Genomic DNA, 23861 nt, shown 5'->3' with positions numbered 1-23861 from the left:
GTATGCGGCATCCGATCATCCCGTCCTTTCGAGGAGCACACATGCAGTCCATCTCGGTCCACGATCTGCACGAGGGGCGCGACCGTCCGCTCATCGACGTGCGCGAGGTCGACGAGTTCGCCTCCGGCCACGTGCCCGGTGCGGTGAACCTGCCGATGTCGACGCTCGGCGAGAACCTGGACCAGCTGCCCGACGGCGCGTTCGACGTGATCTGCCAGGCCGGCGGCCGCTCCGCGCGGGTCGTCGAGGCGCTCACGGCGCGCGGCCACGACGCCACGAACGTCGAGGGCGGCACGGGCGAGTGGATCGCCACGGGATACGACGTCGAATCCTGACCCGCGCCCGCCCTCCTAGGATGGGTGGCGTGACGACCCTCACGCTGATCGCCAAGCCCGACTGTCATCTCTGCGACGTCGCGGAGCAGATCGTCGAGACCGTCGTCGCCGAACTCCCCGACGACGTCGCGGATCGCGTCCTCGTCGAACGGGCCTCGATCGCCGAGGATGCCGCGCTGTACGAGCAGTGGTGGGAGAAGATCCCGGTCGTCCTCATCGACGGAGAGCTGCATACGCACTGGCGCGTCTCCGCCGACCGTCTGCGGGCCGCGCTCCTCGCGGCCGACCCCGAAGGAGCCTCTGCGTGAGCATCCGCCACATCGTCCTCTGGAAGCTCGCGGCGGACGACGCCGACACGCGTGCCCTGCACGCGGAGCAGATCGAGGAGCGCTTGCTGTCGCTCCGCGGCGTGATCGCCGAGATCGAGCACCTCGAGGTGGGGCGCAACGTCGCCTACCCGCAGACCAACTGGGACGTGGTGCTCGTCAGCGAGTTCGCCGATGTGGAGGCGCTGGAGCGGTACCAGGTGCATCCCGCGCACCAGGAGGTGGCGGCCTTCGTCCGCTCCGTCGTCACCGAGCGCGCCGGGATCGACTTCCCCGCCTGACCGCGCGTCTCCATCGGAGGTCCCCGGGACCCGGCAGACGCGCCACTTTCTTTGACTCGTTTATGAGAATGATTCTCACTATCGATACGCTCTCGTTCGGGCATTCGCCCCCTCACCCGATCGAGAAAGCCTCACATGATCCTTTCTGCGCGTCGTCGCGTGACGACGACACTCGCCGTGCTCCTGTGCTCGGCGACCAGCCTGGCGGTCCTGACCGCTTGCGGAGCCTCCGTCGCCGCAAGCGGTGAAGGCCGCCGGTCCCTGTCCGACACCTCACCCCGATGGGCCGCGGACGCCGCGGCCGTGTCGCCCGACGGCGAGATCACGGCATCCGTTCTGCTCGTGCCCACGGCCACCGGAGAACAAGTCTCCGCCACCCGCGACTGGTTGATCGAGCAGGGGCTCGACGTCGGCGCCGAGCGGGACAGCGTCGACGTCCTGAGCGTGAGCGGGTCCTACGGGGCGTTCTCCGCGGCATTCGCGACCGAGTTCGGCCGCACGCGCGTCTCCGGGCGAGAGGCCCTGGCCCCGATGCGCGACCTGTCCGTGCCCCGGGCGCTGACCGCCATCGAGACCGTGGCCGGACTGGTCGACACCGACGCGCTGGCTCCCACCACCACGGCTGCCGCCTCGACGCCGACCGTGTCCGACGACTGCGCGGCCTACTGGGGGCAGACTCTGTCGTCGAGCTGGCCGAGCACGCTCCAGGTCGAGCATCGCTCCAACTCGCTCTGCGGGTACGGCCCCGCCCAGATCCGCGCCATCCACGATCTCCCCACGGATGCCACGGGCGCGGGAGCCACGATCGCCATCGTGGGCGTGTTCGACGACGACTCCGTCGCCGCTCGGACGGACGCGTACTTCACGGGCCTCGGTCTTCCGGCCTTCACGCCGGGGCAGTACACCCACCACGCCCCGACCGCCCCCGTCGCGGGGCGGTGCGGCGGGCCGGCCGCCTGGACCGTGGAGCAGCACCTGGATGTCCAGGCTGTACGCGCTCTCGCGCCGGATGCCGACATCGTCTACTGGGGTGCCGACGACTGCCTCGCGCAGACCCTTTACCTGCGGGTCCTGGATGCCGTGGAGGCCGACACGCGTCCCGACGTCATCTCCCTGTCGTTCGGCGGCCCCGAGGAGCTCGACACCGCCGCCGACCGCTCGCTGCTGAACCGGGTCCTCGTCGAGGCCGCGTCGCGGGGGATCTCGGTCTTCGCCTCCAGCGGCAACGACGGCGACTACTCCCTCGCGGGCGACCACGGGGGTGAAGCCGACGTGGCGACCCCGGCATCCAGTCCCTACATCACCGCCGTGGGCGGGGCCAGCATCGGTCTGGACGCGGACGACCACATCGCCGTCGAGAGCGGGTGGGAGACGCAGACGCGCTTCGCCCGCAACGGCGCGATCATCCCGCCCGGCTTCCTCGCCGGAGCGGGCGGCGGACAGTCGGCGCTGTCCGAGCGACCGACCTGGCAGCGTGATCTGCCGCAGCCCGGCCACGGGCGCCTCGTCCCCGACGTCGCCTCGCTGGCCGACCCGCACACGGGGTACACGATCGCCATTCCCGGGTCGGGCGGCACCGTCCTCGAGGCTCACGGCGGCACCAGCCTCGCGACGCCGCTCGTGGCGTCCATGGTCGCGATCGCGAAGGCGCGCACGGGGGTCGAGATCGGGCTGGCCACCCCGGCGCTCTACGCGCTGGCCGGCACCGACGCGCTGCGCGACGTGACGCCCGCCTCCGCGGGCACCTGGTACCGGCGCGACAAGAGCACCGGGCAGCTGTGGCTCGAGACGCTCTATCTGTGGGACACGCATCCGCAATCCCTGCAATCGGGACCCGGCTGGGACCCCGTCACCGGCCTCGGAATCCCCCAGGGTGCGGCCTTCCTCGACCGATTCGGAGCCGACCGATGATCCGTCCCGCTTTCGTCCGCTCCGCCGCCGCCGCTGTTCTCAGCATCGCGCTCGTCGGCGCCGGGATCGGCGCAGGGCCCTTCTCCGGCGCTCAGGCCGCCGCACCGCCCTCGACCTCGGCGTACGGCATCCAGATGCTCGATGCCGACGGCGGAACGCTCCGCACCCCCGCCCCGCTCAGCGAGTGGACCTCGGGCGACACCGTCAGCGGGTCGTTGGCGGACACCGGCGACGTCTTCTCGCTGAACACCACCCGCACGACCGGGCTCGACAGCAGGGCTGCCTCCGATGGTGCGCAGGCCTCCGTCGCTTCCGGAACCTTCCAACTCCGCGACCGGGTCCCGGTGACCTTCACGGGACTCCGCGTCGAGTGCGCGACCGACGGATCCACGTCACTGAGCCTGGACTCCCTGACCGTGGACGGCAAGGACGTCCTCGACCGGGCGCGCCTGTCCAGCGGCTACACGCTCACCCTGCCGACCTCTCCGACGTGGGGTTCGACGAAGCTCATCGTCGGCGAGCGCACCGTGGACCGCGGGCGCGTCCAGGTGACGGGTCTGCGGATCGAGGCGGAGGCGGGGTGGTCGGAGATCTGGCGCGTGCGCCTGGGCGTGGCAGCATGCGCTCCCGACACCTCCGCGCCGGCCCGACCGGCCGTCGTCTCGGGCATCACCGTCACGGCGCCCAGCGGGGCCGCGCTGCTGACCGGCGGTCCGCGGCTGAGCGAGGACGGGTCGGCGAGCGCGCAGGACGTCCGCAGCGCCGGGTCGCCGTCGGTGGCCACGGATGTGCGCATCGGCCACGCCGCCGATGCTTCCAGCACGTTCTCGGTCGGTTCCTTCACGCAGATCCCCGACACCTCCGCGGTCGGCGAGTACCGATGGTCGGCGTTGCGCGTCTACGGGCTGAGCCTGACGGTGAATGCCGATGGCTCCTCCCGGATCGCCTTCGCCGACACGGGGTCGGCGGTCTTCGTCAACGGCATCTGGATCAACACCGGAACCGATCTCTACACGGGTGTGGATGCCGACGGAGTGCCGCGCGTGCGCGTGCACCTCAACGAGCGTGTGCCGCAGGCCGACGGGAGCATCCTCATCACCGCGCTGCGGTACGAGGACCTCACCGGCGCCTACCCCTCGGTGAGCCTGGGAACGGTCCGCTGGACTGCCGCCGGCGGGACGCCGACGCCCGCCCCCACCGGATCGCCGTCGCCGCAGCCCCCGCTTCCGCCGCGATACGCCTTCGCCGTCGAGGCGGAGGGGCCGTCGGTCATCGCGCCGGCGGTCGTGGCCGACCGCGACGCCGCGGCGCCCGCCGCCGCGCCGGCACCGGCTGACGTGTCAGACGGGGGCGCCGGCCAGATCGACGTGCGGGGTGCGACGACGCGGAGCTCGGCGGACGCGTCCGCCGTCTCGATCGACGCGCTCGCGCTGTACCCGGGCACCCGGGTCGAGGTGTCGTTGGGGGGCCTCGACCTGGAGGTCGGTCCGGACAGCACCACGCTCACCACGAGCGGCGGCACGGTCGCGGGACAGGAGATCCCGGCGGGCGTGATCGCGCCGAACACGCGGGTGAGCGTTCCCGGACGCTCCCTGGTGGTGATCCTCAACGCGCAGACCACCGAGGGGCAGAACCGCACGGTCGTCGCGGTGGATGCCCAGGACCGGACGGGGCTCGGCGCCCACGTGCGCGTCGGTGTCGTCACGGCCGATGCGCCCGCCGTCGAGCCGGAGCCTGGTCCGGGCACGTCCCCGCGACCGGTGCCGTCGTCGGAGCCGACCCCGCCGGCCGGTTCCGGCAGCGAGAGCCTCGTCCCCGGTCCGATCGGCAAGGACGACGGGCCTCCCGCACCCACCGCGAGTGGGGCGTTGCCGCCCACCGGGATCGACGGCTCGGCGACCCTGACCCTCGTGCTCGCGGGGCTGGGGGCGGGTGTCGTCGGTATCGGCGCGGTGGTGTTCGCCCGACGGCGACGGTCGACCCGCTGAGCGTGCGGGGTTCCGGCCCTCGGGTCGGGACCCCGCGCCTCGGGGCGGTCCGGCCGCTCAGCTGAGCGGTCGGACCGTCACCGCGGAGGTGGCCAGCGCGATGCGCACCGGTGCCCGCGGGGCGACACGCTCCTCCACCGAGTGCTCGATCTGCACCACGCTGCCGTCCTCCGTGCGCACCTGGGTGAGCCGCATGTTGCCGAGGAAGATGGTCTCCTCCACGACGGCGTCGACGCCGGGCTCCGTCGGGCCGACCAGGACGACCTGATCGGGGCGCACGATCACCTCGCAGTGTCCGTCGGGGCCGGCCTCCGCGAGGGGCACGTCCTGACCCCAGACGTCGACCGTGACGTCTTCGACGATTCCCGGAACCGTGCTGACGGGGCCGAGGACGGCGGCGACCTCGGGATCGCCCATGTGCCGGANCAGGTCCTCGGGTCGTCCCGAGGCGGCGATCCGCCCCCCCGACATGACGGCGATGCGATCGGCGACGGCCGCGGNCTCCGCGGTCTCGCGGGTGACCCCGACGGCGGTCATCCCGCGCGCCCGCAGATGCTCCGTGAGGCGATCGCGCAGCACCGCGCGCTCGTAGGTCTGCAGTCCGTCGAGCGGGTCGTCCAGGAGGAGGATGCGCGCGCCCGAAGCCAGGGCCCGGGCGAGGAGCACCCGGCGGCGATCGCCCCGCGCCAGACGATGGGTCGCGGCATCCGGATCGGTCAAGCCGACGACGGCGCAGAGCTCTTCCGCGTGCAGGTCGGCGTCAGGGTCGCCGGCGCGACGGCGGATCGTCGCGACGGCGTCTCGCACACCGCCGAACCTCGGCACCGTCGTGTGGGTGAAGACGGTCACCACCCGCTCCCCGTCGGCGATGCGCACCGTTCCCGTGTCCGCGCGTTCGAGCCCCGCGATCACGCGCAGCGCCGTCGTCGCGCCGCAACCGGATCGTCCGACGATGGCGACGATCTCACCGGCCGCGACCGTGAGATCGAGCCCGTCGAGCACCCGCTCGCCGGCGCGTGAGCGCGTCACGCCGTCGAGTCGGATGCTCCAGTCCGCGCCCGAGGAACCGTCCGGAGGGACGGCCAGCGCGGCGCTGTCGACGACCATGCGGAAACGGTAGGCGAGGGGAGTGACCTCACCCGGCCCGGGGAGTGAACCCGGGGCGTCGTGTGGGAGAACTCAGGGGGCGAGACGCGTCGGGCCGCGGAAGAGGTACGTGACCTCGCGGATCGACGATTCGCCGAGCATCAGCATCAGCACGCGCGCCAGGCCCATGCCGAAGCCGCCGTGCGGCGGCACGCCGAAACGGAAGAAGTCGAGGTAGTGGGCGAGACCCTCGAGCGACAAGCCCTTCTCGAGCGCCTGTGCCTCCAGGACGTCGATGCGGTGCTCGCGCTGTGCGCCCGTGGTGATCTCCGTCCCGTTGAAGAGCAGGTCATAGCTCTTCGTGAGCCCCGTCTCGTCGTCCCGCATGTGGTAGAACGGCCGGATCTCCGGGTGATAGTCGGTGATGAAGACGAACTGGTGCCCGAACGCCTCGCGAACATGCGCCGAGATCTGCCGTTCGCCCTCGGGGTCGAGGTCGCCGTCGGTGCGCGGGATGTCGTAGCCGCGGGCCTTCACGATCTCGCGCGCCTCCGCGAGCGGGATGCGGGGGAAGGGAAGGGACGGCACGACGACCTCGACGTCGAAGAGCGCCGCGATCTCGTCGCCGTGCTTCTCCTTCACCGCGCGGAAGGCGGCCGCGAGCAGCTCTTCCTGCATGGCGGCGACGTCCTCGTAGGAGTCGATCCAGGAGATCTCGGCGTCGATCGAGGTGAACTCCGTCGCGTGGCGGCTCGTGAAGCTCGGGTCGGCGCGGAAGACGTCGCCGATCTCGAAGACTTTGCCGAAGCCCGCAGCCTGCGCCATCTGCTTGAAGTGCTGAGGGCTCTGCGCGAGGTAGGCGGTCTGGTCGCCGAAGTACTCGAGAGCGAAGAGTTCGGCGTTGCCCTCGGCGGGCGTCGACATGAGCTTGGGCGAGTGGATCTCGATGTAATCCCGCTCGACCCAGTACGTGCGCATCGCGTGCTCGAGGGTCGTCTGGATGCGGAAGATGAGGTTGTTGCGGCGCTGACGGAGGTCGATGAAGCGCCAGTCCATGCGCTTGTCCAGACCGCTGTCGGCGGCGATCGGCGTCTCGGGGTTGGCCGCGGCGGCGATCTCGAGCACGCCGATCTTGATCTCCACGCCGCCCAGCTTGACGCGGTCGTCGTGCTTGAGCTCACCGTGGACGGTGAGGAAGGTGCCGTTGGCCAGGCCGCCGATCGTCTCGGTGAGGGCCAGGGCCGTGGCATCCTGGTCGCCCGCCTCTTCGGAGGGGCGCGTCGCCGGGTTGACCAGCTGGACGGCACCGGTCTCGTCGCGGAGGACGACGAACTGCACCTTCTTCTGGTCGCGGACGGTCTCGACCCACCCCGACACCGAGACGGGGCCGGCGGGAAGGGACTTCAACTGCTGGACGAGGACGCGTTCGCTCACGAGAAGCCAGTCTACGTGCGGGGCGACGGGCGCCCGCGCCTCAACGGCCGGAGCCGGCCGTCAGACCCTCCTTGACGTGCCGCTGCGCGGCGAGGATGACGACGAGCGCGGGGACGCTCGCGATGAGGGATGCCGCCATCGTCGCGGCCCCACGTGTTGAGGTTCGAGTTCGACAGCGCGAGAATCAGCACCGACCTCGGGTACATCTCGTTGCGGTTGACGAGCGTCAGCCCAAACAGCAGGTCGCCCCAGCTGAACAGGAACGCGAACACGCCCGCGGTGACGATCGCGTTGCGCGAGAGCGAAACGACGATGCGCCACAGCACGCCCAGGGGTCCCAGCCCGTCGACGGTCGCGGCCTCGATGACCTCGGCATCCAGGCGCAGCATGAAGGCCCGCATGACGATCACGGCGAAGGGACGCCCCGCGGTGGAGTTGGCCAGGATCAGTCCGATGAACGTGTTCAGCAGGCCCCAGGAGTTGAACATCGCGTAGAACGACGTCGCCAGGACCACGCTCGGGATCATCTGCGCGAGCAGCAGCAGGATCAGCGCGATGCTCACGGCGCGGGAACGGAGGCGGCTCAGGGCGTACGCGGCGGGGATCGCGACGAGCAGCGTCACGAGCACCGATCCGAGCGACACGAGCACCGAGACGCGCAGGCCCCCGATCCCGGCGTCGTCCAGCGCTTTCTCGTATCCGCCGAGGCCCGGCGAGGTCGGGAACCACGCGGTGTCGGTGGAGTTCGCGGACGGCTGCAGCGAGGCCGAGATCATCCAGTAGACGGGGAAGAGGTACACCGCGAGCACGACGACCGTGACGACCGTCCACGTCCACCCGCGACGGCGGCGGCGGGCGGTGACGGCGGCCGCGGGCTCGGCGGAGACCACGGCGGGGGCGGCGGGCAGGGTGGCGGTCATTCGTCACGCTCCCGGCGCATCGACATCACGGTGTACACGATCGCGAACAGGATGCTGATGCCGAGCAGCAGCATTCCGTACGCGCCGCCGAGTCCGAACTGGAACTGCTGGAAGGCCTGCCGGTACGACAGCAGTCCGAGGGTGACGGTGCTGTTTGCGGGACCGCCGGCGGTGAGGACGAGCACGAGGTCGACGATGAGCAGCGTGTAGACGACGCTCATCACGACGAGCACGGAGATCACCGGCCAGATCGTGGGGATCACGATCGAGACGAGCCGGCGCCAGGCGCCGGCCCCGTCGAGCTGTGCCGCCTCGAGCTGTTCGGCGGGCACCTGCTTGAGCGCGGCGCCGAGGATCGTCGCCCAGTACGGCAGGCTCGCCCAGACCGCGACGACGATGACCGCGGGCAGGGCCGTCGCGGGATTGGCGAGCCACGCCTCGACCGGGATGCCGATCGACCCGAGGACGTCGTTGATGGGGCCGTCCCCCGCGAGCAGCGACTTCCAGACCGTCGCGACGACGACGGCGGGAAGCAGCCACGGCAGGAGGATGAGGGTCGGCAGCCACCGGCTGCCGGGGAAGCGCCGCGCGAACAGCAGCGCGAGGAGGAGACCGAGCACGAGCTCCACGACGACCGAGACGATCGTGATCGTGAGGGTGTTCGCGAGGGCGCGGAAGGTCACCGGCTCGGCCAGCACGGCCTCGAAGTTCGCGGTTCCGACGAAGGGGGCGCGGCCGGTGATGAAGGTCCCCGTCGTGAAGTTCGTCGTGCTCATGTACACGCCGTACCCGAGGGGGAAGAGGAGAGACGACGAAGAACACGATGGCCGGGGCGAGGAAGCCCCACAGCTCACTGCGCTGACGCGCCGCCAGAGAACGCCGGAACCGGCCGGGGGTGCGAGCCCCCGGCCGGCCGGTCGTCGTCAGCGTGTCCGCCGTCACTTGCCGCTGGCCTGCTCCAGCGCGGCCTGTGCCGTCTGACCGCCGACCGTCGCGGCCTGGATGGCGTCGACGTACTGCTGCTGCAGGGTGTTCCACTCGGTGCCCAGCTGCGCGGAGTTGTAGGCGCCGTCGACGGCGTCCACGAACGGAGCGGCCGAGGGGACCTTCTCGACGAAGGCGTCCTGCGCCGTCTTCAGCGCGGGGATGTAGCCGCCCTGCACGGCGGTGTCGATCTGGTTCTCCTCCGAGGCGCGGCACTTGATGAGCGCGGCCGCGGCCGCCTCCTTCTTGGCATCCGAGTTCGCGGCGGCACCGTAGACGTAGCCGAGCAGGTTCACCTTCGAGGACTCACCGGCCTTGGCGGTGGGGAAGGGGAACGTGCCCCACTCGAACGGGATCGAGGTGTCGACGAGGTTCCACGGACCCGAGACGGTCAGCGCGGCCTTCTGCGAGGTCCACTGGTCGATCGAGTCCCAGCCCCAGTTGACGAACTCGGACGACAGCGAGCCGTTCGCCACGAGGTTCTTGTAGAGGTCGACCGCCGCGACGGATCCGGCGCCGGTCGGGTCGGCGGGGTCGCCGCCGGCCGAGAGGAGGAACGGCAGGAAGTAGACCGGGGTCGAACCGTCGCCGGCGATGCCGGGGAGGACGATGCCCTTCTGATCCGCCGTGGTGAGGGAGCCGGCGAGCTTGACGAGGTCGTCGAAGGTCTTCGGGGCGGTCTCGGACACCCCGGCGGCGGCGAACGCGGCCTTGTTGTAGAAGATCGCGTAGTCCTCGACCTGCACCGGGAGGCCGTAGAGGGTGTCCTGGTAGGTGCCCAGGCCGGCGACGCTGTCGGCCAGGCCGTCGGTCGTGATCTGGTACTGGCCGAGGTCGGCGAGCACGCCCTGCGAGGCGAGCTGGGGGAGCTGCGTGTCGGTGGAGAGGAGCGCCACGTCGGGGAGCGACTTGGCGCCGGCGGCCTGGAGGAGCTTGGTGGTGTAGTCGCCGGACTGCGTCTCGACGTCGACGGTGATGCCGAGGTCGGCGGCGCACGACTCGAAGTACTGCTTCTGCAGGCCCTGGTAGGGCTCGAAGTCGATGCTGTTCCACACCGTGAGCTTCACGCCGTCGAAGCCGTCGGTGGCCGCGGGAGCAGCCTGGCCGCCGGAGCAGGCGGTGAGGGCGAGGGCCGCGGTGAGACCTGCCGCGGGCAGGGCGACGCGACGCAGTCGCTGAGCCGTGGATGCCATGATCGTGTCCGTTCCCGACGACGCCGGAGGCGTCGGTCGACATGTGCTGTGTGGACGCGGGTGGGGCCGCCCGCGTCATCCTTCACTCTGAGGTCTCGTCGTGACGAACAGGGAACGAACGTGTCACGCGGTGTAACACCCGGCCGTGTCGCACGGGACGAACCGGCAGGGTGAGAGCATGGCATCCCCTTCTCCCGTCCCCTCCGTCCGCCGGGTCCTCGTGGACACCGACACGGGTCTCGACGACGCGCACTCCCTGATGTACCTGCTGGCCCAGCCCGACGTGCGGATCGAGGCCATCACGACGATCTACGGCAACACGCCGGTCGTCGACTCGGCGCGCAACGTCCGGACCGTGCTGCGACTCGCGGGGCGCGAGGACATCCCGGTGCACTTGGGCGAGGCCGCGCCGATCGAGGGTGAGGCGTCGATCGCCGACTTCGTGCACGGCACCGACGGCCTCGGCGACCGCTTCGAGCGCGCGGAGCTGCGCGTCGAGGAGGAGAGCGCGGTGGATGCCATCGTGCGCATCGCCGCGGAGAACCCCGGGGAGGTCGACCTCCACCCGCTCGGACCGCTGACCAACGTCGCGCGCGCCCTCGAGCGCGACCCCGAGCTGTTCCTGAAGTTCCGCTCGGTCGTCATCATGGGCGGCGCGGGACCGTACCCGGCGCCGGGCGGGGCGACGCTGACGGATGCCAACACCGCGAACGACCGTCGCGCCGCCGAGATCGTGTTCGGGGCGCGCAATGCGGGCAACGTCATCATGGTCGGCGTGAACGTCACGGCCACCGCGATCCTCGACGAGCACGTCCTCGCGGTGCTGCGCGGCGTCGGGACGCCGTGGGCGACGTTCGCCGGCGAGGTGCTCGACGCGTACAACGACTTCTACCAGTACAAGTGGGGCCGCCGGATCTCGTCGGCCCACGACGGTCTCGCGACCGTCGTGCTCCACCGACCGGAGATCGTGACGGGCTGGATCGACGGACCGGTCGACTTCACGCCGTACGCGGACTCGCTCGCCACCCGCATCGCCCTCACGCACGACGGTCTACCGCTCGTGTGGGGCACCCCGGAGGGGCCCACGATCCGCGCGGTCACGGCGTTCGACGGCACCGAGTTCCGGCGCCGGTTCGTCCAGGCGCTCTCGACGGGGCCCGCGCCGCAGGACTGACCGCGGCGCCGCGCCCTCACCGGGCGGCGGAGCGGGCCGGGTGGTCGTCGCCGAGACGGTCGCGGCGGTCGCTGCGCAGGCGCGAGCGGAACGTGCCGTCCTGCGGGAACCCGCCGTACAGCCCCCGCTCGCGGAGCGCGGGGACCAGGAGCTCGGAGAAGTCCTCGACGGAGCCCGGCGACAGGAAAGGGTGCAGCAGGAAGCCGTCGACGCCGGATTCCTCGACGAACGCCCCGATCGCGTCGGCGACGGCGTCCGGCGTGCCGAGGAAGCGGTCGTCCGCGAACGCCGTGACCCGCGAGAACTGGCGGCGCACGTCGCCGGCGGTGAGCACGGGGGCGTCGCTGCGGGTCTCCTTCGTCTGCGTCGCGTTCGTCGCGCGCTTCACGAGCGGCTCGTCGTCGGCGTACAGCGAGAAGTCGATGCCGCCCCAGCCGGCGTACGCGGCGAGCTGCGCCTCCGAGGCGTAGTGGGCCTGGAGCGAGTCGATCTTCTCCTGCACGGCGATCGCGGTCGGGGCTACCACGAGGTTCATGCCGACCACGGCGCGGATCTGAGAGGCATCCCGGCCCAGCTCCTCGGCGCGTCGACGGATGCCGGCCAGCCCCTCGCGCACCGCGACCGGGTCGGAGTCGCCCACGAAGATCAGCTCGGCGTGGCGCGCGGCGAATTCGCGGCCGCGCGGCGACCACCCCGCCTGGATGATGACCGGCGTCCGCTGCGGCGACGGCGTGATCAGGTGCGGACCGGCGACGCGGAAGTGCTCGCCGACGTGATCGATGCGGTGCACCTTCGCGGGATCGGCGAAGACCCCGGATGCCTTGTCGCCGACGAACGCGTCGTCGTCCCAGCTGCGCTCCCACAGCGCATAGGCGACCTCGAGGAACTCGTCGGCGCGGTCGTAGCGGCTGTCGTGCGCGAGGACGTCGAGGCCGAAGTTCGCCGCGGCACCCGGCAGGTAGGACGTCACGACGTTCCATCCGATGCGACCCGCGGTCAGGTGGTCGAGCGTCGAGAAGCGGCGCGCGTGCGCGAACGGGTGCTCGTACGTCGTCGACACCGTCGTGCCGAATGCGAGGTGGTCGGTGACGGCGGCGAGCGCCGGGATGTGCAGCATCGGATCGAGCGCCGGGATCTCCACGCCGTGCCGGAGCGCCGTCTCCGCTCCTCCGCGGTACGTGTCGTAGAGCCCCAGCACGTCGCCGAAGAAGAACAGGTCCATCCCCGCCTCTTCGACGCGCCGCGCCTGGTCGAGCCAATACCGCAGGGAGGTCGCGGAGAGCCGCTCGTCGGCGGGGTGCGTCCACAGGCTCGCGGCCGAGGAGCCGTTGCCGACGCAGGCCTGCTCGTACAGGCCGAACAGCAGAGGACGGGGGTCAGACATGGGCGGTGGTCCGTTCGTGGTCGATCGTCGTCGCCCAGCGGACGCGTCCGCCGACGACGGTGAGGGATGCCTCGGCGGGCCCGGCTTCGACGAGCTCGGCGAGCGCGTCGCGGGGTGCGTCCGAGGCAACGGGGAAGACGGCGAGATCGGCCCGGGCTCCGACACGGAGCGCTCCGGTGTCGGCATCCATCCCGAGGGCGTGCGCACCGCCGGTCGTCGCGGCGGCGAACAGGCGGGCGTGGAGGTCGTCGTCGCGGTAGCCCTGGGCGCGGGCGAGGTCGTGCAGCGCGGACACGTCGTGCCACGGCGACAGGCTGGGGGAGGAGGACAGCGAGTCGGTGCCGACCGCGATCGCGTTGCCCTCGCGCAGGTAGGCCGTGACCGGCGCCGGGTCGAGGCCGATCACGGCGTTCGACCGGGGGCACAGGGCCACGCTGACCCCGCGCTCGCGCAGGAGCGCCCGGTCATCGGCATCCACGTAGATCCCGTGCGCGAGGTGAGTCGACGGGGTCAGGGCGCCGAGGTCGTCGAGATACCGGATGACGCCCGTGCCGACGCCGCCGTCGCGGAGCAGCGCGAACTCGCCACGGCCGTTGGCCCGCCAGCGCTCAGCGAGGTCACCGGTGCCGGAGCGGACGTACGCTTCCTCCCACGCCGATTCGGCCGCGTGGATGTGCTGGCGCACGCCGAGCGTCCGGGCGAGCCGGGAGAGTTCGCGGATGACGGCGGTGTCCAGCGAATAGATCGCGTGCGGCGAGAGGCCGGTGGCGGGCGGCGTCGGGAGGGCGGCGAGCTGCGCGCGGACCGTGCGCTCGCCGTCGACGTTCCACGCCCGTTCGGTCCAGCCGAGGACCTCCCAGAACGCGATGCCGTGCAGGCCCGCGTCGTGCACCGCGGATCCGGCGGCGGCGTCCGTCACGATCTCGGCGACCGCCGTCGTGCCGGAGCGCAGGGCGAGGGCAGCTCCCGCGGCCGCCGACGTCCCCCAGTCCCGCGGGAGGGGGTACAGCTCCATGAAGGCGCTCATCCACGACTCGAAGCCGTCGTGCGCGGCGAGCCCGACGGCCGCCATGTCGCTGTACTGCAGGTGCGTGTGGGCGTTGACGAGGCCGGGCGTGAGCGCGCCGTCCCACTCGTGGAGTATTGCGTTGGGGCCTGCGGCGGCGATCACGTCGGCGGACGGTCCGACGGCGACGATGCGGTCGCCCGCCATCGCGACGGCCCCGTCGGCCAGTGCGAGCCCGTCCGCCCGCGCGGCCGAGCCGGGGGAGAGGACGACGGGGGCGCGGTGGACGACGACCGTCACTCTTCGTCCCCGTCGGGGTTCCACGCCGCGAGGAACGCCTGCTGCGCCGCGGAGGGGGCGTCGAGGGTCCCGCCGAAGGACGCGAGCGCGATCGCCGCCACTTCGTCGTCGGCTTCGCGGGGCAGCTCGTGCACGCCCGGGGCGAGGTCGGGCGTCGAGAGGACGTGAGCGACCGAGGCGAGCTGCACGCCGAAGGAGAGGTCCATGATCTCCACGGGGTTGCCCTCGGCCGCGCTGACGTTGAGGCAGTTGCCGTCGTCGAGGACGCGCACCTCCGCGCCGCTCGGCATCCGGAGCACCGAGACGGCGCCCGTGCGCGAGATCTCGACGGCCCCCGCCGCGCGGGCGGCATCCAGGGCGATCTCCTGCCCGACACCGCCGCCCACGGCGACCACGGCTCCGCTGCGGAGCGCGTCGAGGTGGGCGACGTCGATCGTGTGACGGATGCCGGTGGCCGAGATGACGATGTCGGCGTGCCGCACGGCCTCGGCGAGCGTCTGCACCTCGAAGCCGGCGAACGCGGCCTGGAGAGCGGCGACGGGATCGGTCTCGGTCACGACCACGCGGGCTCCCAGGGCGGCCGCGTGCTGCGCGATGCCGGTGCCGACGCGTCCGAACCCGACGACCGCCACGGTCGCCCCGCGGAACGAGCGGTCGGCGACGTCGGCCACCGCGAACACGACCGACTGGCCGGTGCCGTGCATGTTGTCGAAGAGAGACTTCGAGCGCGCGTCGTTCGCCGCGACCACCGGGATGCGCAGCGCGCCCTCGGCCTCCATGCGACGCAGCGGCCGAACGCCCGAGGTCGTCTGCTCGGTCGCGCCGCGCATGCCGTCGACGACGTCGGGGCGCTCGAGGTGCGCGAGACGGATGGTGGAGGCGCCGTCGTCGACGATCACGTGCGGCCGGTGGTCGAGGAGGGCGAGGGCGTTCGCGCGGTCCTCGGCGCGGTCGGCGTCGGCGCGGGCGTAGACCGGGAGTCCGGCGTGGGCGAGGGCGGCGGCGACGGCGTCGTCGGTGTTGCGGCCGGCGGAGGTGACGGTCACGTCGGCGCCCGCCTCCGCGAGCGCGAGCGCGATCGTCGCCGTCTTCGGCTCGAGCACGTCCGACACGCCGATGCGGACGCCCGCGACGGTGCCGTCGCGGGTCAGGCGGTCCGCGAGCGCGGTCGTCACGGGCATGTGGGCGCGCGCCCATTCGATGCGGTCGTGCCCCGCGCGCCACAGCGACGGGTCGGCGATCCGGCCGCTCACGGGGTCACCGCCGTGGCGAGGTCGGCTTCGGCGTCGGCGATCAGGGTCGCAACGAGAGCGTCGGCGAGGTGGAGCTGCGTCGCCGTGGGGTGCTCGCCCTCGACGGGGAGCGGGGACGGCATCTCTACGAGCGCTCCGTTCGGGGTCGTGCGCACGTGCGGGCGCGGAGACGGGAGGTCGGTGGCATCCACCGGTCGGGGGGAGGCGTCCGCGACGAGGCCGGCGGCCGCCGTCGGTGCGACGCCGTCGTGGCCGACGCCCGTGAGGAGCGTGAGGTGCGCGGTGCCGGTGTCGGCGACGGCCTCGACGCGGACGCCGTCGAGCCGCGCGGCGAGCCGCTCGACGGGGTCGTCCGTCGCGCGCACGACGGCCGCGCCCAGTCGTCGCAGCACCGTCGTGAGCGCCGTCGCGAGCGGGCCGTCGCCGACGATCCGCACGGTGCTGCCGGCGAGCGTGAGGTTCGTTCGGGCCGAGACGGCGAGCACCACCTGCTCAGCGCGGACGTGCGCGTACAGGATGCCGAACGCCCGCGACGCGAGCGGGTCGGGGCCGTCGGCACCGGGGGAGACGTCGATGCCCCAGGTCTCGCGCAGGGCGGCGCGGAGCAGGGACGGGAGGGCGGGCAGCGCCCCGCCGTAGGTCAGGACGGCGGGTTCGACCGACCGGGCGCCGAGGAGGCCGCGGGTGATCGGGAATCCACCGTCGAGCCCGGCGGGGAGGGCGGACGAGGAGGACGGCACGGCTCGAACGTACGGCGCGAGGTCGGTGCAGCGCGAATCGATGACGCCGCATCTCTAGGATGGCGCGCGTGACCTATTCCCTCTCCCCGGATTCGTACCGGACGCTGCGGCCCGAACCGGCGGCGCGACCGGCCCGACGGGGATGGGACCTGGCTCTCACGATCGTCTTCCTCGTGCTGCTGCCGCTCGCCGCGCTCGCATGTTCGTACGCCGGGTTCTTCCTCGCGTTCGCGGCGGACGCGTGCGGGTCGATGAACTGCGACTACGGCCTCATGAACGTGGGGTTCTGGTCCGCGGTGGTCGCCCCGTGGGTCGTGCTGCTGGTCGCGGTCGTGATCGCGATCGTCCGGCTCGTCCGCCACCGCATCACGTTCTGGGTGCCGCTGGCCGGCATCGTGGTCATGGCGGCGACGTGGTTCGTCGCCGCGGCCATCGTGAGCGCCGGGATCTCGGCATCCTGATCCGCTCACAGGTCCCGCGGAGGCGGCGGCCCTAGGCTGCAGGCGGGCGTCCGGACGGGCGGCCGATCACCGAGCGCGAAGGCACCCGATGACCGACAGCACCCTCACTCTGCGGGCCGCGCCCGCGTCCGGCTCCGCGTCCGGCGAGCAGTCCTGGCTCACGTCGCTGTCGGAATGGGCCGTCTCGCTCATGGAGATCATCGGCCCGATCGGGGCCGGCATCGCGATCGCCCTCGAGAACCTCTTCCCGCCGCTGCCGAGCGAGGTCGTGCTGCCGATGGCCGGGCTCACCGCCAGCCGCGGGTCGTTCACGCTGTTCGAGGCGCTGCTGTGGACCACGCTCGGCTCCGTCGTGGGCGCGTTCGCGCTCTACGCGCTCGGTCGATGGCTCGGTGCCGCGCGCCTGCGGGCGATCGCGGCGAAGGTCCCGCTGCTGCACCCCGAGGACGTCGACCGCACCGTCGCGTGGTTCGAACGGCACGGCGGCAAGGCGGTGTTCTTCGGACGCATGGTGCCGATCTTCCGCAGCCTCATCTCCATCCCCGCCGGCGTCGCGAAGATGCCGCTGTGGCGCTTCGGTCTCCTGACCGCGGCCGGGAGCCTGATCTGGAACACGATCTTCGTGCTCGCCGGCTACCTGCTCGGCGAGAACTGGCACGTCATCGAGCAGTACGCGGACATCCTGCAGTACGTCGTCATCGGGAGCGTCGCGGTGGGGATCGCCTGGTTCCTGTACGCGCGGGTGCGGTCGCTGCTGGCCTCGCGGCGCGACGCCTGACACCGGGCATCCCGGGGCTATCCCGCGGTAGAACACCGTCGAACCAACGGCGTCCCTCGCTCAGCCGGCCCACAAGACCCGCCGCGTAGACTTGACGGGTGCCCGCCGACCGCCTTCATCTCGTGCGCCACGGGGAAGTCCACAACCCCCGCCGCGTGCTCTACGGTCGGCTCCCCGGATTCGGACTGAGCGTCGACGGACGCCGCATGGCCCGGCAGGCCGCGGAGTACGTGCACGGCCTCGAGCGCCCGATCGGCGCGCTCGTCGTCTCGCCGCTGCAGCGCACGCGCGAGTCCGCGCAGCCGTTCGTCGAGCTGTTCGGCATCGAGCCGTTCATCGACGATCGGGTGATCGAGCCGACGAACGTGTTCGAGGGGCGCCGGATGAAGAAGGCCCTGGCCAACCCGCTGAACTGGCGGCACCTCTCCCGCCCCGCGGTGCCCAGCTGGGGCGAGCCCTACGAGCGCATCGTCGCGCGCATGACCGAGGCGATGACGGACGCGTGGGAGCGCGTGCCGTCGGGCGATGTGGTCGTCGTCTCGCACCAGCTCCCCATCTGGGTGACGCACCTCGCGCTCTCCCGCCAGCCCACCCGCCATGACCCCCGCAAGCGCCGCTGCGCGCTGTCGAGCGTGACGAGCTTCGAGCGGCGAGACGGCGCCGACGGCGCCTCGCGCTGGGTCGAGGTGGCGTACGCCGAGCCGGCCGCCACGGCCGGAGCCGTCGACGTAGGAGCCGTCTGATGCGCCGAATCCTCTCCGCCGCCGCCGCTGCGACGGCCGCCCTTGCGCTCGTCGGGGGTCTCGCCGCGTGCAGCGCCGACCCGCTCGCCGACCAGTACCGCGCCGGCGACAACAAGGGCTACATCGCCGCGAACGGCTTCCAGACGCAGGAGATCGCCCCCGACCAGCGCGGGGAACCGGTCGTGTTCTCGGGCACCCTCGACAACGGGTCGACGGCCACGAGCGCCGACTACGCCGGCAAGGTGCTCGTCGTGAACTTCTGGTACGCCACGTGCGGTCCGTGCATCGTCGAAGCCCCGCGCCTCGAGCAGGCCTACCAGTCGTTCCAGGGTCAGGACGTCGCCTTCCTCGGCGTCAACACGTACGACCAGCCCGCGACGGCGCTGTCGTTCGCGCGCGACAACGACGTGTCGTACTCGAGCCTCATGGCCGTCAGCGACGCCGAGCTCAAGCTCGCGTTCGCCGACAAGACGCCCATCAACGCCACCCCCACGACCCTCGTGCTCGACCGCCAGGGTCGCGTCGCCGCACGGGTGATCGGCGAGCTGCCCGAGGCATCCATCCTCGAAGCGATGGTGCAGACCGTGGTCGCGGAGAGCGCGTGAACCCGGGAGCTCTCGTCTTCGACGGGGCGCTCTGGCTCGCGCTGCCCGTCGCCCTCGCGGCGGGCCTGATCTCGTTCCTCTCGCCCTGCGTGCTGCCGCTCGTGCCGGGGTACCTCGGCTTCATCGGCGGAGCCGTCGCGCCGCGCGGGGGATCGGCATCCACTCCCGGGCGCTCGCGCCTCGTGCTCGGAACACTGCTGTTCATCGCCGGATTCACCGTCGTCTTCATGGCGGTGAACGTGCTCGGCGGGACCGCGGGGGCGTTCTTCCTCCGCTACGCCGACGTCATCACCCGGATCATGGGCGTCGTCATCATCCTGCTCGGTCTCGTCTTCATCGGGCTCTTCGGCCTCGCGCAGCGAACGGTGCGGTTCCAGGCCCGCGGCAACCTCGGTCTGGTGGGGGCGCCGCTGCTGGGCATCGCGCTCGGCGTCGGCTGGACGCCGTGCATCGGCCCGACGCTCGCCGCGATCCTCTCGGTGTCGTACAACCTGGGCGACCCCGGGCGGGCGGCGCTGCTGGGACTCGCGTACTCGCTGGGGCTCGGCATCCCGTTCCTGCTCCTCGCCATCGGCTTCGGCTGGGCGACGCGTTCGGTCGCGTTCGTCCGCCGGCACATCCGCGTGGTCAACCTCATCGGCGGTGCGCTGCTCATCGTGCTGGGTCTCCTCATGGTGACCGGGCTGTGGGGCTCGTGGATGTCGACCCTGCAGGGGGTGATGCAGGGTGTCCAACTCCCGCTCTGACTCTTCGTCCGACCGTTCGTCCGACCGTTCTCGTCCCGATCGGGGAGCCACCGTGACCGATCCGCTGCGCCCCTCCGATCACGCCGATTCCGCCCCGCCGTCGGACGACATCACGTCGCCCCGCCTGGGCGTCGTCGGGTGGCTCCGGTGGGGCTGGCGACAGCTCACGAGCATGCGCACCGCTCTCGTGCTGCTGCTGCTGCTCGCGATCGCGGCGGTGCCCGGGTCGATCGTGCCGCAGCGCGGTGCCGACCCGAACGGCGTCACGCAGTACTTCACCGACAACCCCGACCTCGCGCCGGTGCTCGACAAGCTCAGCCTCTTCGACGTGTACTCGTCGCCGTGGTTCTCGGCGATCTACATCCTGCTGTTCATCTCGCTCATCGGCTGCGTCCTCCCGCGCACCAAGCACCACTGGAAGGCCCTGCGCTCGCAGCCCCCGCGCACGCCCGCGCGGCTGTCGCGTCTGGACGACCACCGCTCCGTGACGGTGTCGGTTCCCGAGGGGCAGGATGCCACCTCCCTCGCGGCCGCGGCCGTCGACACCGCCGCGGCGCAACTGCGCAAGAGCGGCTACCGCATCGCCCGGTACGACGGACGCGGGACGTTCTCGGTCTCCGCCGAGCGCGGGTATCTGCGCGAGACCGGCAACCTCGTGTTCCACGCGGCGCTGGTCGGCGTGCTGATCGCGGTGGGCGTCGGCGGTGGCTTCACCTACACCGGGCAGCGCGTCCTGGTCGAGGGGCAGGCCTTCACGAACAGCCTGCTCGACTACTCCTCGTTCAACCCCGGCCGGTTCGTGAACACCAACGCCCTCGCGCCGTACTCGATGACGCTCGACCGCTTCGACGTCACATACGTTCCGCCGGGGCAGCCGGGATCCGGACAGGCGGGCAACTTCGCGGCCAACGTCACCACCCTCACGCCCGACGGCCAGCGGCAGGAGGGGCAGGTGCGCGTCAACCACCCGCTCGACGTGCAGGGCGACCGCGTCTACCTCCTCGGCAACGGCTATGCGCCGACCGTGACGATCCGCAACGCCCAGGGCGTGGAGGTGTTCCACGACTCCGTGGCCTTCCTTCCCCAGGATGCCAACATGACCTCGCTCGGCGTCATCAAGGTCGCCGACGGCATGCCGCAGCAGCTGGGCCTCATCGGGTTCTTCTACCCGACGATGGACACGCTCACCTCCGGGGCCCTGACCTCGACCTACGGCGACCTCGAGTACCCCGTGCTCACCCTCCGCGTGTACGCCGGTGACCTCGGCATCGACAACGGAACCCCGCGCTCGGTGTACACCCTCGACCCGACCGGGATGACGCAGATCGCCGGCGGCGACAGCGGCACTCCCGCGCTCCGCCTCATGCCGGGGGAGACGCAGGACCTCCCCAACGGCCTCGGCACGATCACGTTCGAGAACGAGGCCCCGGCGGGGTCGACCGGGTACACCGGGTCCGTCAAGCGCTTCGCTTCGCTGTCGATCCACCGCGACCTCGCGGGGCCCTGGGTGCTCGGCTTCGCCGCGCTCGCGACTCTCGGACTGCTCGCGGCCCTGTTCGTGCCCCGCCGCCGCATGTGGGTGAAGGCCACGCCGCACGGCGACACCGTGCGCGTGGAGTACGCCGGCCTCGCGCGCGGAGAAGACCCGACGCTCGCCTCGGCCGTGGACCAGATGGTGGAGCGGCACCGCGCCTCCCTGCCGAGCCGCACGCCGTCCCCCGCGGATGACCAGAGCCGCCCCGACACCGGAAAAGTAGACTGACACCATGCCCGGAACCGACCCCCTCCTGCTCGACGAGATCTCCCTCCTCCTCGTGTGGACGGCCGTCGCGATCTACGTGCTCGCCTTCATCGCCTACGCGATCGACCTGGCGCGCCGCTCCGACCTCGCGATCAAGGCCAAGGACGAGGTCGTCGCGCGCGAGCTCGTCACCGCGGGAGGCGGGGGCGTCCTCGTCGCGCCGCCGACGTCCTCGGCATCCGGGACCTCCGCCGCGAAGCCGCGCTACCTGTGGGCCCGCATGGGCACCGCGCTCGTCGCGCTCGGGTTCCTCTTCCACCTCGCCGGTGACGTGCTGCGCGGCGTGGCCGCCGGGCGCGTGCCGTGGTCGAACATGTACGAGTTCGCGCTCACCGGCACGCTGCTGGTCGTCGCGGTGTACCTCGTCGTGCTGACGCGCTTCGACCTGCGCTTCCTCGGCTCCCTCATCACGGGCCTCGCGGTCGTGCTGCTCGGGGGCGCGACGCTCGCCTTCCACGTCGAGGTCGTGCCGCTCGCCGACCCGCTGAAGTCGGTGTGGCTCGTCATCCACGTGTTCGTCGCGTCGCTCGCGACGGCCCTGTTCGCGCTCGCGTTCGGCCTGTCGGTGATGCAGCTGCTGCAGGCGCGCCGGGAGCGCAAGCTCGCGATCGCCGCCTCCTCGGATGCCGCAGCCCCCCGCCGCAGCTTCCTTCAGACGCTGCCGAACGCCGACGCGCTCGAGTCGCTGGCCTACCGCTTCGCGATCGTCGGCTTCATCTTCTGGACCTTCACGCTCATCGCCGGCTCGATCTGGGCCAACGACGCGTGGGGCCGCTTCTGGGGCTTCGACACGAAGGAAGTCTGGACCTTCGTCATCTGGGTGCTCTACGCCGGGTACATCCACGCCCGCGCGACGCGCGGCTGGCGCGGCACCCGGTCGGCATGGCTGTCGATCATCGGCTTCGCCGCCGTGCTCTTCAACTTCACGATCGTCAACGTCTTCTTCAAGGGCCTGCACGCCTACTCGGGCCTGACGAACTGACCCGGGCGCGGCCGCTCGTTCGGTCGAGTGTCCAAGACACGCCGCATGCGAGCGTCGTCACACGGCATGTCCTGGACACTCGACCGGGCTGATCAGGCTGACCAGCCGCGGGACTCGAGCGCGCGGCGCACCGGGGCGACGATGTCGCGCGCGGGGGAGTCGAGGTGGTGGGACAGGACCCGCACCAGAATCCAGCCCGCGTCGGTGATCGCGCGCCATCGGTCGGCGTCGCGACGGAACTGCTCCTCGAGTGCGTGCTGGCGACCGTCGTACTCGACCGCCACGCGATAGTCGCGATACGACATGTCGAGGCGGGCGACGAATCGTCCTTTCGTGCGAAGAGTCCAATTCACCGTCGGCTCCGGGAGGCCGGCGTCCACGAGGACCAGCCGAACCGCCGTCTCGCGGGGTGACTCCACTCCGAGGCGCAGTCGGTCGAATGCACGGCGGAGGGCCACCACGCCCCTGCCGGTAGACCTCGCCACCGCGGCTTCGAGCGCCGCCTTCGGGATGCCATGAGCGAGCAGCCAATCTCCCATCGCGACGAGGGCCGGCTCGGACAAGGAGCCGGAGAGATGGACCCACGTCGCGACCGGTGTGGTGACCGGGAGTCCTTCGAAGGTCGTGAGGTCCTCGGCATCCCGTCCGATGCGATGAGCGGTGACGCCGGTGGTTCGCGGCTCTCGCAGCGGCGGCGCCGCGCTCACGTGCAGTGTCGTTGACGCGGGGCGCCGAGGGAGGGGCATGCCCCACAGTTCCGCGGCCGTCTCGTGGCTGAAGACCTGGCCATCGCGGAGGCGGGGCGCGTACAGGCGACAGCGGTCGAGCGTGTCGACGGAAGGCGTGCCGACGCGCGCTCGGACAGCGTGGAACGGTGCCCACACGTCCGTCGCGACCAGGCGCCTCCGGGGAACGCCGAGCCGGTCGGCATCCTGCACATGGAATGAAGCATCGAGGGGTTCCGGCAGGGGTCGGGGGTGCATCGCTCCATCACAGCCCCACCGCGGTGAGAGCCCCGGAAGTTGTCCACATCCCCGATGCTGTGGAGGAGGGGTCGCCGGGGTCAGCTACCCGCGAGTGTCCAAGACACGCCGTACCGGATGCCGGTCATGCGGCGTGTCTTGGACACTCAACAGGGAATGCGCCGGCGCGCGAGCTACGCGGGCTGAGCCGCGGCCCGCAGCGACGCCGTGCGGCGCCGCACCACGACGAGCGTCGTCACGACCAGCGCGATCAGCGCCCACACCGCCAGCGCCACGATCCCGGCGCCGACGCCGCCCGACGAGGCGAGCGCGCCGAGCATCGCGGAGTACGCCGGAGACGTCGGCAGCAGGGAGGAGAGCCCCGCGAGGAACGGGGGCACCGTCGAACCGATGTTCGCCGCCACGCCAGCGCCCCGACGATCGCGGCGATCCAGCGCCCCCACCCGC

The 23861-nt window shown here is 71.7% G+C and carries 23 protein-coding genes and 1 pseudogene; 13 read left to right on the top strand and 11 right to left on the bottom strand.

Annotation, left to right across the window (positions count from 1 at the left end; translation table 11 throughout):
- The first annotated feature begins 41 nt into the window (after positions 1-41).
- The 5 genes from I5G_RS03955 (at position 42) to I5G_RS03935 (ending at position 4841) form a co-directional block, all read left to right on the top strand.
- Positions 42-335 (top strand): rhodanese-like domain-containing protein, encoded by a 294-nt coding sequence (locus tag I5G_RS03955; protein ID WP_022877897.1) that lies wholly within the window; start codon positions 42-44, stop codon positions 333-335.
- Between the two features lie 29 nt (positions 336-364).
- Positions 365-643 (top strand): glutaredoxin family protein, encoded by a 279-nt coding sequence (locus tag I5G_RS03950; RefSeq protein ID WP_026095633.1) that lies wholly within the window; start codon positions 365-367, stop codon positions 641-643.
- Complete coding sequence (locus tag I5G_RS03945) at positions 640-942, top strand: Dabb family protein (RefSeq protein ID WP_026095632.1); 303 nt, start codon at positions 640-642, stop codon at positions 940-942. The genes I5G_RS03950 and I5G_RS03945 overlap by 4 nt, the downstream gene beginning before the upstream one ends.
- A 135-nt stretch (positions 943-1077) precedes the next feature.
- On the top strand, positions 1078-2853 hold the full coding sequence (locus tag I5G_RS03940; protein ID WP_022877894.1) for a S8 family serine peptidase: 1776 nt from the start codon (positions 1078-1080) through the stop codon (positions 2851-2853).
- Complete coding sequence (locus I5G_RS03935; protein ID WP_022877893.1) at positions 2850-4841, top strand: hypothetical protein; 1992 nt, start codon at positions 2850-2852, stop codon at positions 4839-4841. The genes I5G_RS03940 and I5G_RS03935 overlap by 4 nt, the downstream gene beginning before the upstream one ends.
- A 57-nt stretch (positions 4842-4898) precedes the next feature.
- On the opposite strand, the gene I5G_RS20435 is transcribed toward I5G_RS03935, so the two are convergent.
- From I5G_RS20435 to I5G_RS03910, 5 genes are all read right to left on the bottom strand, one after another.
- Positions 4899-5948 carry an ATP-binding cassette domain-containing protein gene (locus I5G_RS20435; protein ID WP_022877892.1) on the bottom strand — a complete coding sequence of 350 codons (1050 nt, stop codon included), beginning with the start codon at positions 5946-5948 and terminating at the stop codon, positions 4899-4901.
- A gap of 72 nt (positions 5949-6020) precedes the next feature.
- Entirely contained in the window at positions 6021-7361 is a 1341-nt protein-coding gene (gene aspS / locus I5G_RS03925; RefSeq protein WP_022877891.1) for an aspartate--tRNA(Asn) ligase, read from the bottom strand.
- Positions 7362-7372: 11 nt separating this feature from the next.
- Positions 7373-8281, bottom strand: coding sequence for a carbohydrate ABC transporter permease (locus I5G_RS20430; RefSeq protein WP_051038604.1), 909 nt, complete (start codon positions 8279-8281; stop codon positions 7373-7375).
- On the bottom strand, positions 8278-9057 hold the full coding sequence (locus I5G_RS20425; RefSeq protein WP_148286392.1) for a carbohydrate ABC transporter permease: 780 nt from the start codon (positions 9055-9057) through the stop codon (positions 8278-8280). Before I5G_RS20425 ends, I5G_RS20430 begins: the two co-directional genes overlap by 4 nt.
- Before the next feature lie 162 nt (positions 9058-9219).
- Complete coding sequence (locus I5G_RS03910; protein WP_022877889.1) at positions 9220-10458, bottom strand: extracellular solute-binding protein; 1239 nt, start codon at positions 10456-10458, stop codon at positions 9220-9222.
- 178 nt (positions 10459-10636) lie between these two features.
- On the opposite strand from I5G_RS03910, the gene I5G_RS03905 reads away from it, so the two are divergent.
- Complete coding sequence (locus tag I5G_RS03905) at positions 10637-11632, top strand: nucleoside hydrolase (RefSeq protein WP_026095630.1); 996 nt, start codon at positions 10637-10639, stop codon at positions 11630-11632.
- Between the two features lie 16 nt (positions 11633-11648).
- On the opposite strand, the gene I5G_RS03900 is transcribed toward I5G_RS03905, so the two are convergent.
- Genes I5G_RS03900 through I5G_RS03885 form a run of 4 tightly spaced genes read right to left on the bottom strand, consistent with a single transcriptional unit; the run spans position 11649 to position 16315 of the window.
- Complete coding sequence (locus tag I5G_RS03900; RefSeq protein WP_022877887.1) at positions 11649-13016, bottom strand: NtaA/DmoA family FMN-dependent monooxygenase; 1368 nt, start codon at positions 13014-13016, stop codon at positions 11649-11651.
- Positions 13009-14322 carry an amidohydrolase family protein gene (locus tag I5G_RS20420; protein WP_022877886.1) on the bottom strand — a complete coding sequence of 438 codons (1314 nt, stop codon included), beginning with the start codon at positions 14320-14322 and terminating at the stop codon, positions 13009-13011. Before I5G_RS20420 ends, I5G_RS03900 begins: the two co-directional genes overlap by 8 nt.
- Positions 14319-15575 carry an adenosylhomocysteinase gene (locus tag I5G_RS03890; protein ID WP_022877885.1) on the bottom strand — a complete coding sequence of 419 codons (1257 nt, stop codon included), beginning with the start codon at positions 15573-15575 and terminating at the stop codon, positions 14319-14321. The genes I5G_RS20420 and I5G_RS03890 overlap by 4 nt, the downstream gene beginning before the upstream one ends.
- The gene (locus I5G_RS03885) at positions 15572-16315 is read right to left on the bottom strand and encodes a hypothetical protein (RefSeq protein ID WP_022877884.1); all 744 of its coding nucleotides are present in this window, start codon (positions 16313-16315) and stop codon (positions 15572-15574) included. Before I5G_RS03885 ends, I5G_RS03890 begins: the two co-directional genes overlap by 4 nt.
- 68 nt (positions 16316-16383) lie before the next feature.
- Here I5G_RS03885 and I5G_RS03880 point away from each other — a divergent pair, with 68 nt between their 5' ends.
- The 7 genes from I5G_RS03880 to ccsB all read left to right on the top strand — a co-directional run bounded on the left by I5G_RS03880 (position 16384) and on the right by ccsB (position 22431).
- Positions 16384-16776 (top strand): hypothetical protein, encoded by a 393-nt coding sequence (locus tag I5G_RS03880; protein WP_148286391.1) that lies wholly within the window; start codon positions 16384-16386, stop codon positions 16774-16776.
- A gap of 88 nt (positions 16777-16864) precedes the next feature.
- Entirely contained in the window at positions 16865-17554 is a 690-nt protein-coding gene (locus I5G_RS03875; protein WP_022877882.1) for a DedA family protein, read from the top strand.
- A 98-nt stretch (positions 17555-17652) separates the two neighbouring features.
- A complete protein-coding gene (locus I5G_RS03870) occupies positions 17653-18297 on the top strand; it encodes a histidine phosphatase family protein (RefSeq protein WP_022877881.1) in 645 nt (214 codons plus the stop codon).
- Complete coding sequence (locus tag I5G_RS03865; protein ID WP_022877880.1) at positions 18297-18902, top strand: TlpA disulfide reductase family protein; 606 nt, start codon at positions 18297-18299, stop codon at positions 18900-18902. The genes I5G_RS03870 and I5G_RS03865 overlap by 1 nt, the downstream gene beginning before the upstream one ends.
- Complete coding sequence (locus tag I5G_RS03860) at positions 18899-19648, top strand: cytochrome c biogenesis CcdA family protein (RefSeq protein WP_022877879.1); 750 nt, start codon at positions 18899-18901, stop codon at positions 19646-19648. Before I5G_RS03865 ends, I5G_RS03860 begins: the two co-directional genes overlap by 4 nt.
- Before the next feature lie 52 nt (positions 19649-19700).
- Positions 19701-21410 (top strand): cytochrome c biogenesis protein ResB, encoded by a 1710-nt coding sequence (locus I5G_RS03855; RefSeq protein WP_022877878.1) that lies wholly within the window; start codon positions 19701-19703, stop codon positions 21408-21410.
- 4 nt (positions 21411-21414) lie between these two features.
- On the top strand, positions 21415-22431 hold the full coding sequence (ccsB, locus tag I5G_RS03850) for a c-type cytochrome biogenesis protein CcsB (protein ID WP_022877877.1): 1017 nt from the start codon (positions 21415-21417) through the stop codon (positions 22429-22431).
- Positions 22432-22523: 92 nt separating this feature from the next.
- Here the strand turns inward: ccsB and I5G_RS20415 are convergent, their stop codons facing one another.
- Entirely contained in the window at positions 22524-23414 is an 891-nt protein-coding gene (locus I5G_RS20415) for an endonuclease domain-containing protein (RefSeq protein WP_148286390.1), read from the bottom strand.
- Between the two features lie 173 nt (positions 23415-23587).
- Positions 23588-23861: pseudogene (locus I5G_RS25700) on the bottom strand (hypothetical protein); the annotation flags it as partial.

It is taken from the genome of Microbacterium sp. B19 (assembly GCF_000333395.1).
GTDB lineage: Bacteria > Actinomycetota > Actinomycetes > Actinomycetales > Microbacteriaceae > Microbacterium.
This window is presented reverse-complemented; position numbering and strand designations above follow the sequence as displayed.

Excerpts from the sequence above, each read along its gene's own strand:
- I5G_RS03955 (WP_022877897.1), top strand. The coding sequence starts at position 42 with ATGCAGTCCATCTCGGTCCACGATCTGCACGAGGGGCGCGACCGTCCG.
- I5G_RS03940 (WP_022877894.1), top strand. The coding sequence starts at position 1,078 with ATGATCCTTTCTGCGCGTCGTCGCGTGACGACGACACTCGCCGTGCTC.
- I5G_RS03935 (WP_022877893.1), top strand. The coding sequence starts at position 2,850 with ATGATCCGTCCCGCTTTCGTCCGCTCCGCCGCCGCCGCTGTTCTCAGC.
- I5G_RS20430 (WP_051038604.1), bottom strand. The coding sequence starts at position 8,281 with ATGACCGCCACCCTGCCCGCCGCCCCCGCCGTGGTCTCCGCCGAGCCC.
- I5G_RS20425 (WP_148286392.1), bottom strand. The coding sequence starts at position 9,057 with ATGAGCACGACGAACTTCACGACGGGGACCTTCATCACCGGCCGCGCC.
- I5G_RS03910 (WP_022877889.1), bottom strand. The coding sequence starts at position 10,458 with ATGGCATCCACGGCTCAGCGACTGCGTCGCGTCGCCCTGCCCGCGGCA.
- I5G_RS03905 (WP_026095630.1), top strand. The coding sequence starts at position 10,637 with ATGGCATCCCCTTCTCCCGTCCCCTCCGTCCGCCGGGTCCTCGTGGAC.
- I5G_RS03900 (WP_022877887.1), bottom strand. The coding sequence starts at position 13,016 with ATGTCTGACCCCCGTCCTCTGCTGTTCGGCCTGTACGAGCAGGCCTGC.
- I5G_RS03875 (WP_022877882.1), top strand. The coding sequence starts at position 16,865 with ATGACCGACAGCACCCTCACTCTGCGGGCCGCGCCCGCGTCCGGCTCC.
- I5G_RS03865 (WP_022877880.1), top strand. The coding sequence starts at position 18,297 with ATGCGCCGAATCCTCTCCGCCGCCGCCGCTGCGACGGCCGCCCTTGCG.
- ccsB (WP_022877877.1), top strand. The coding sequence starts at position 21,415 with ATGCCCGGAACCGACCCCCTCCTGCTCGACGAGATCTCCCTCCTCCTC.
- I5G_RS20415 (WP_148286390.1), bottom strand. The coding sequence starts at position 23,414 with ATGCACCCCCGACCCCTGCCGGAACCCCTCGATGCTTCATTCCATGTG.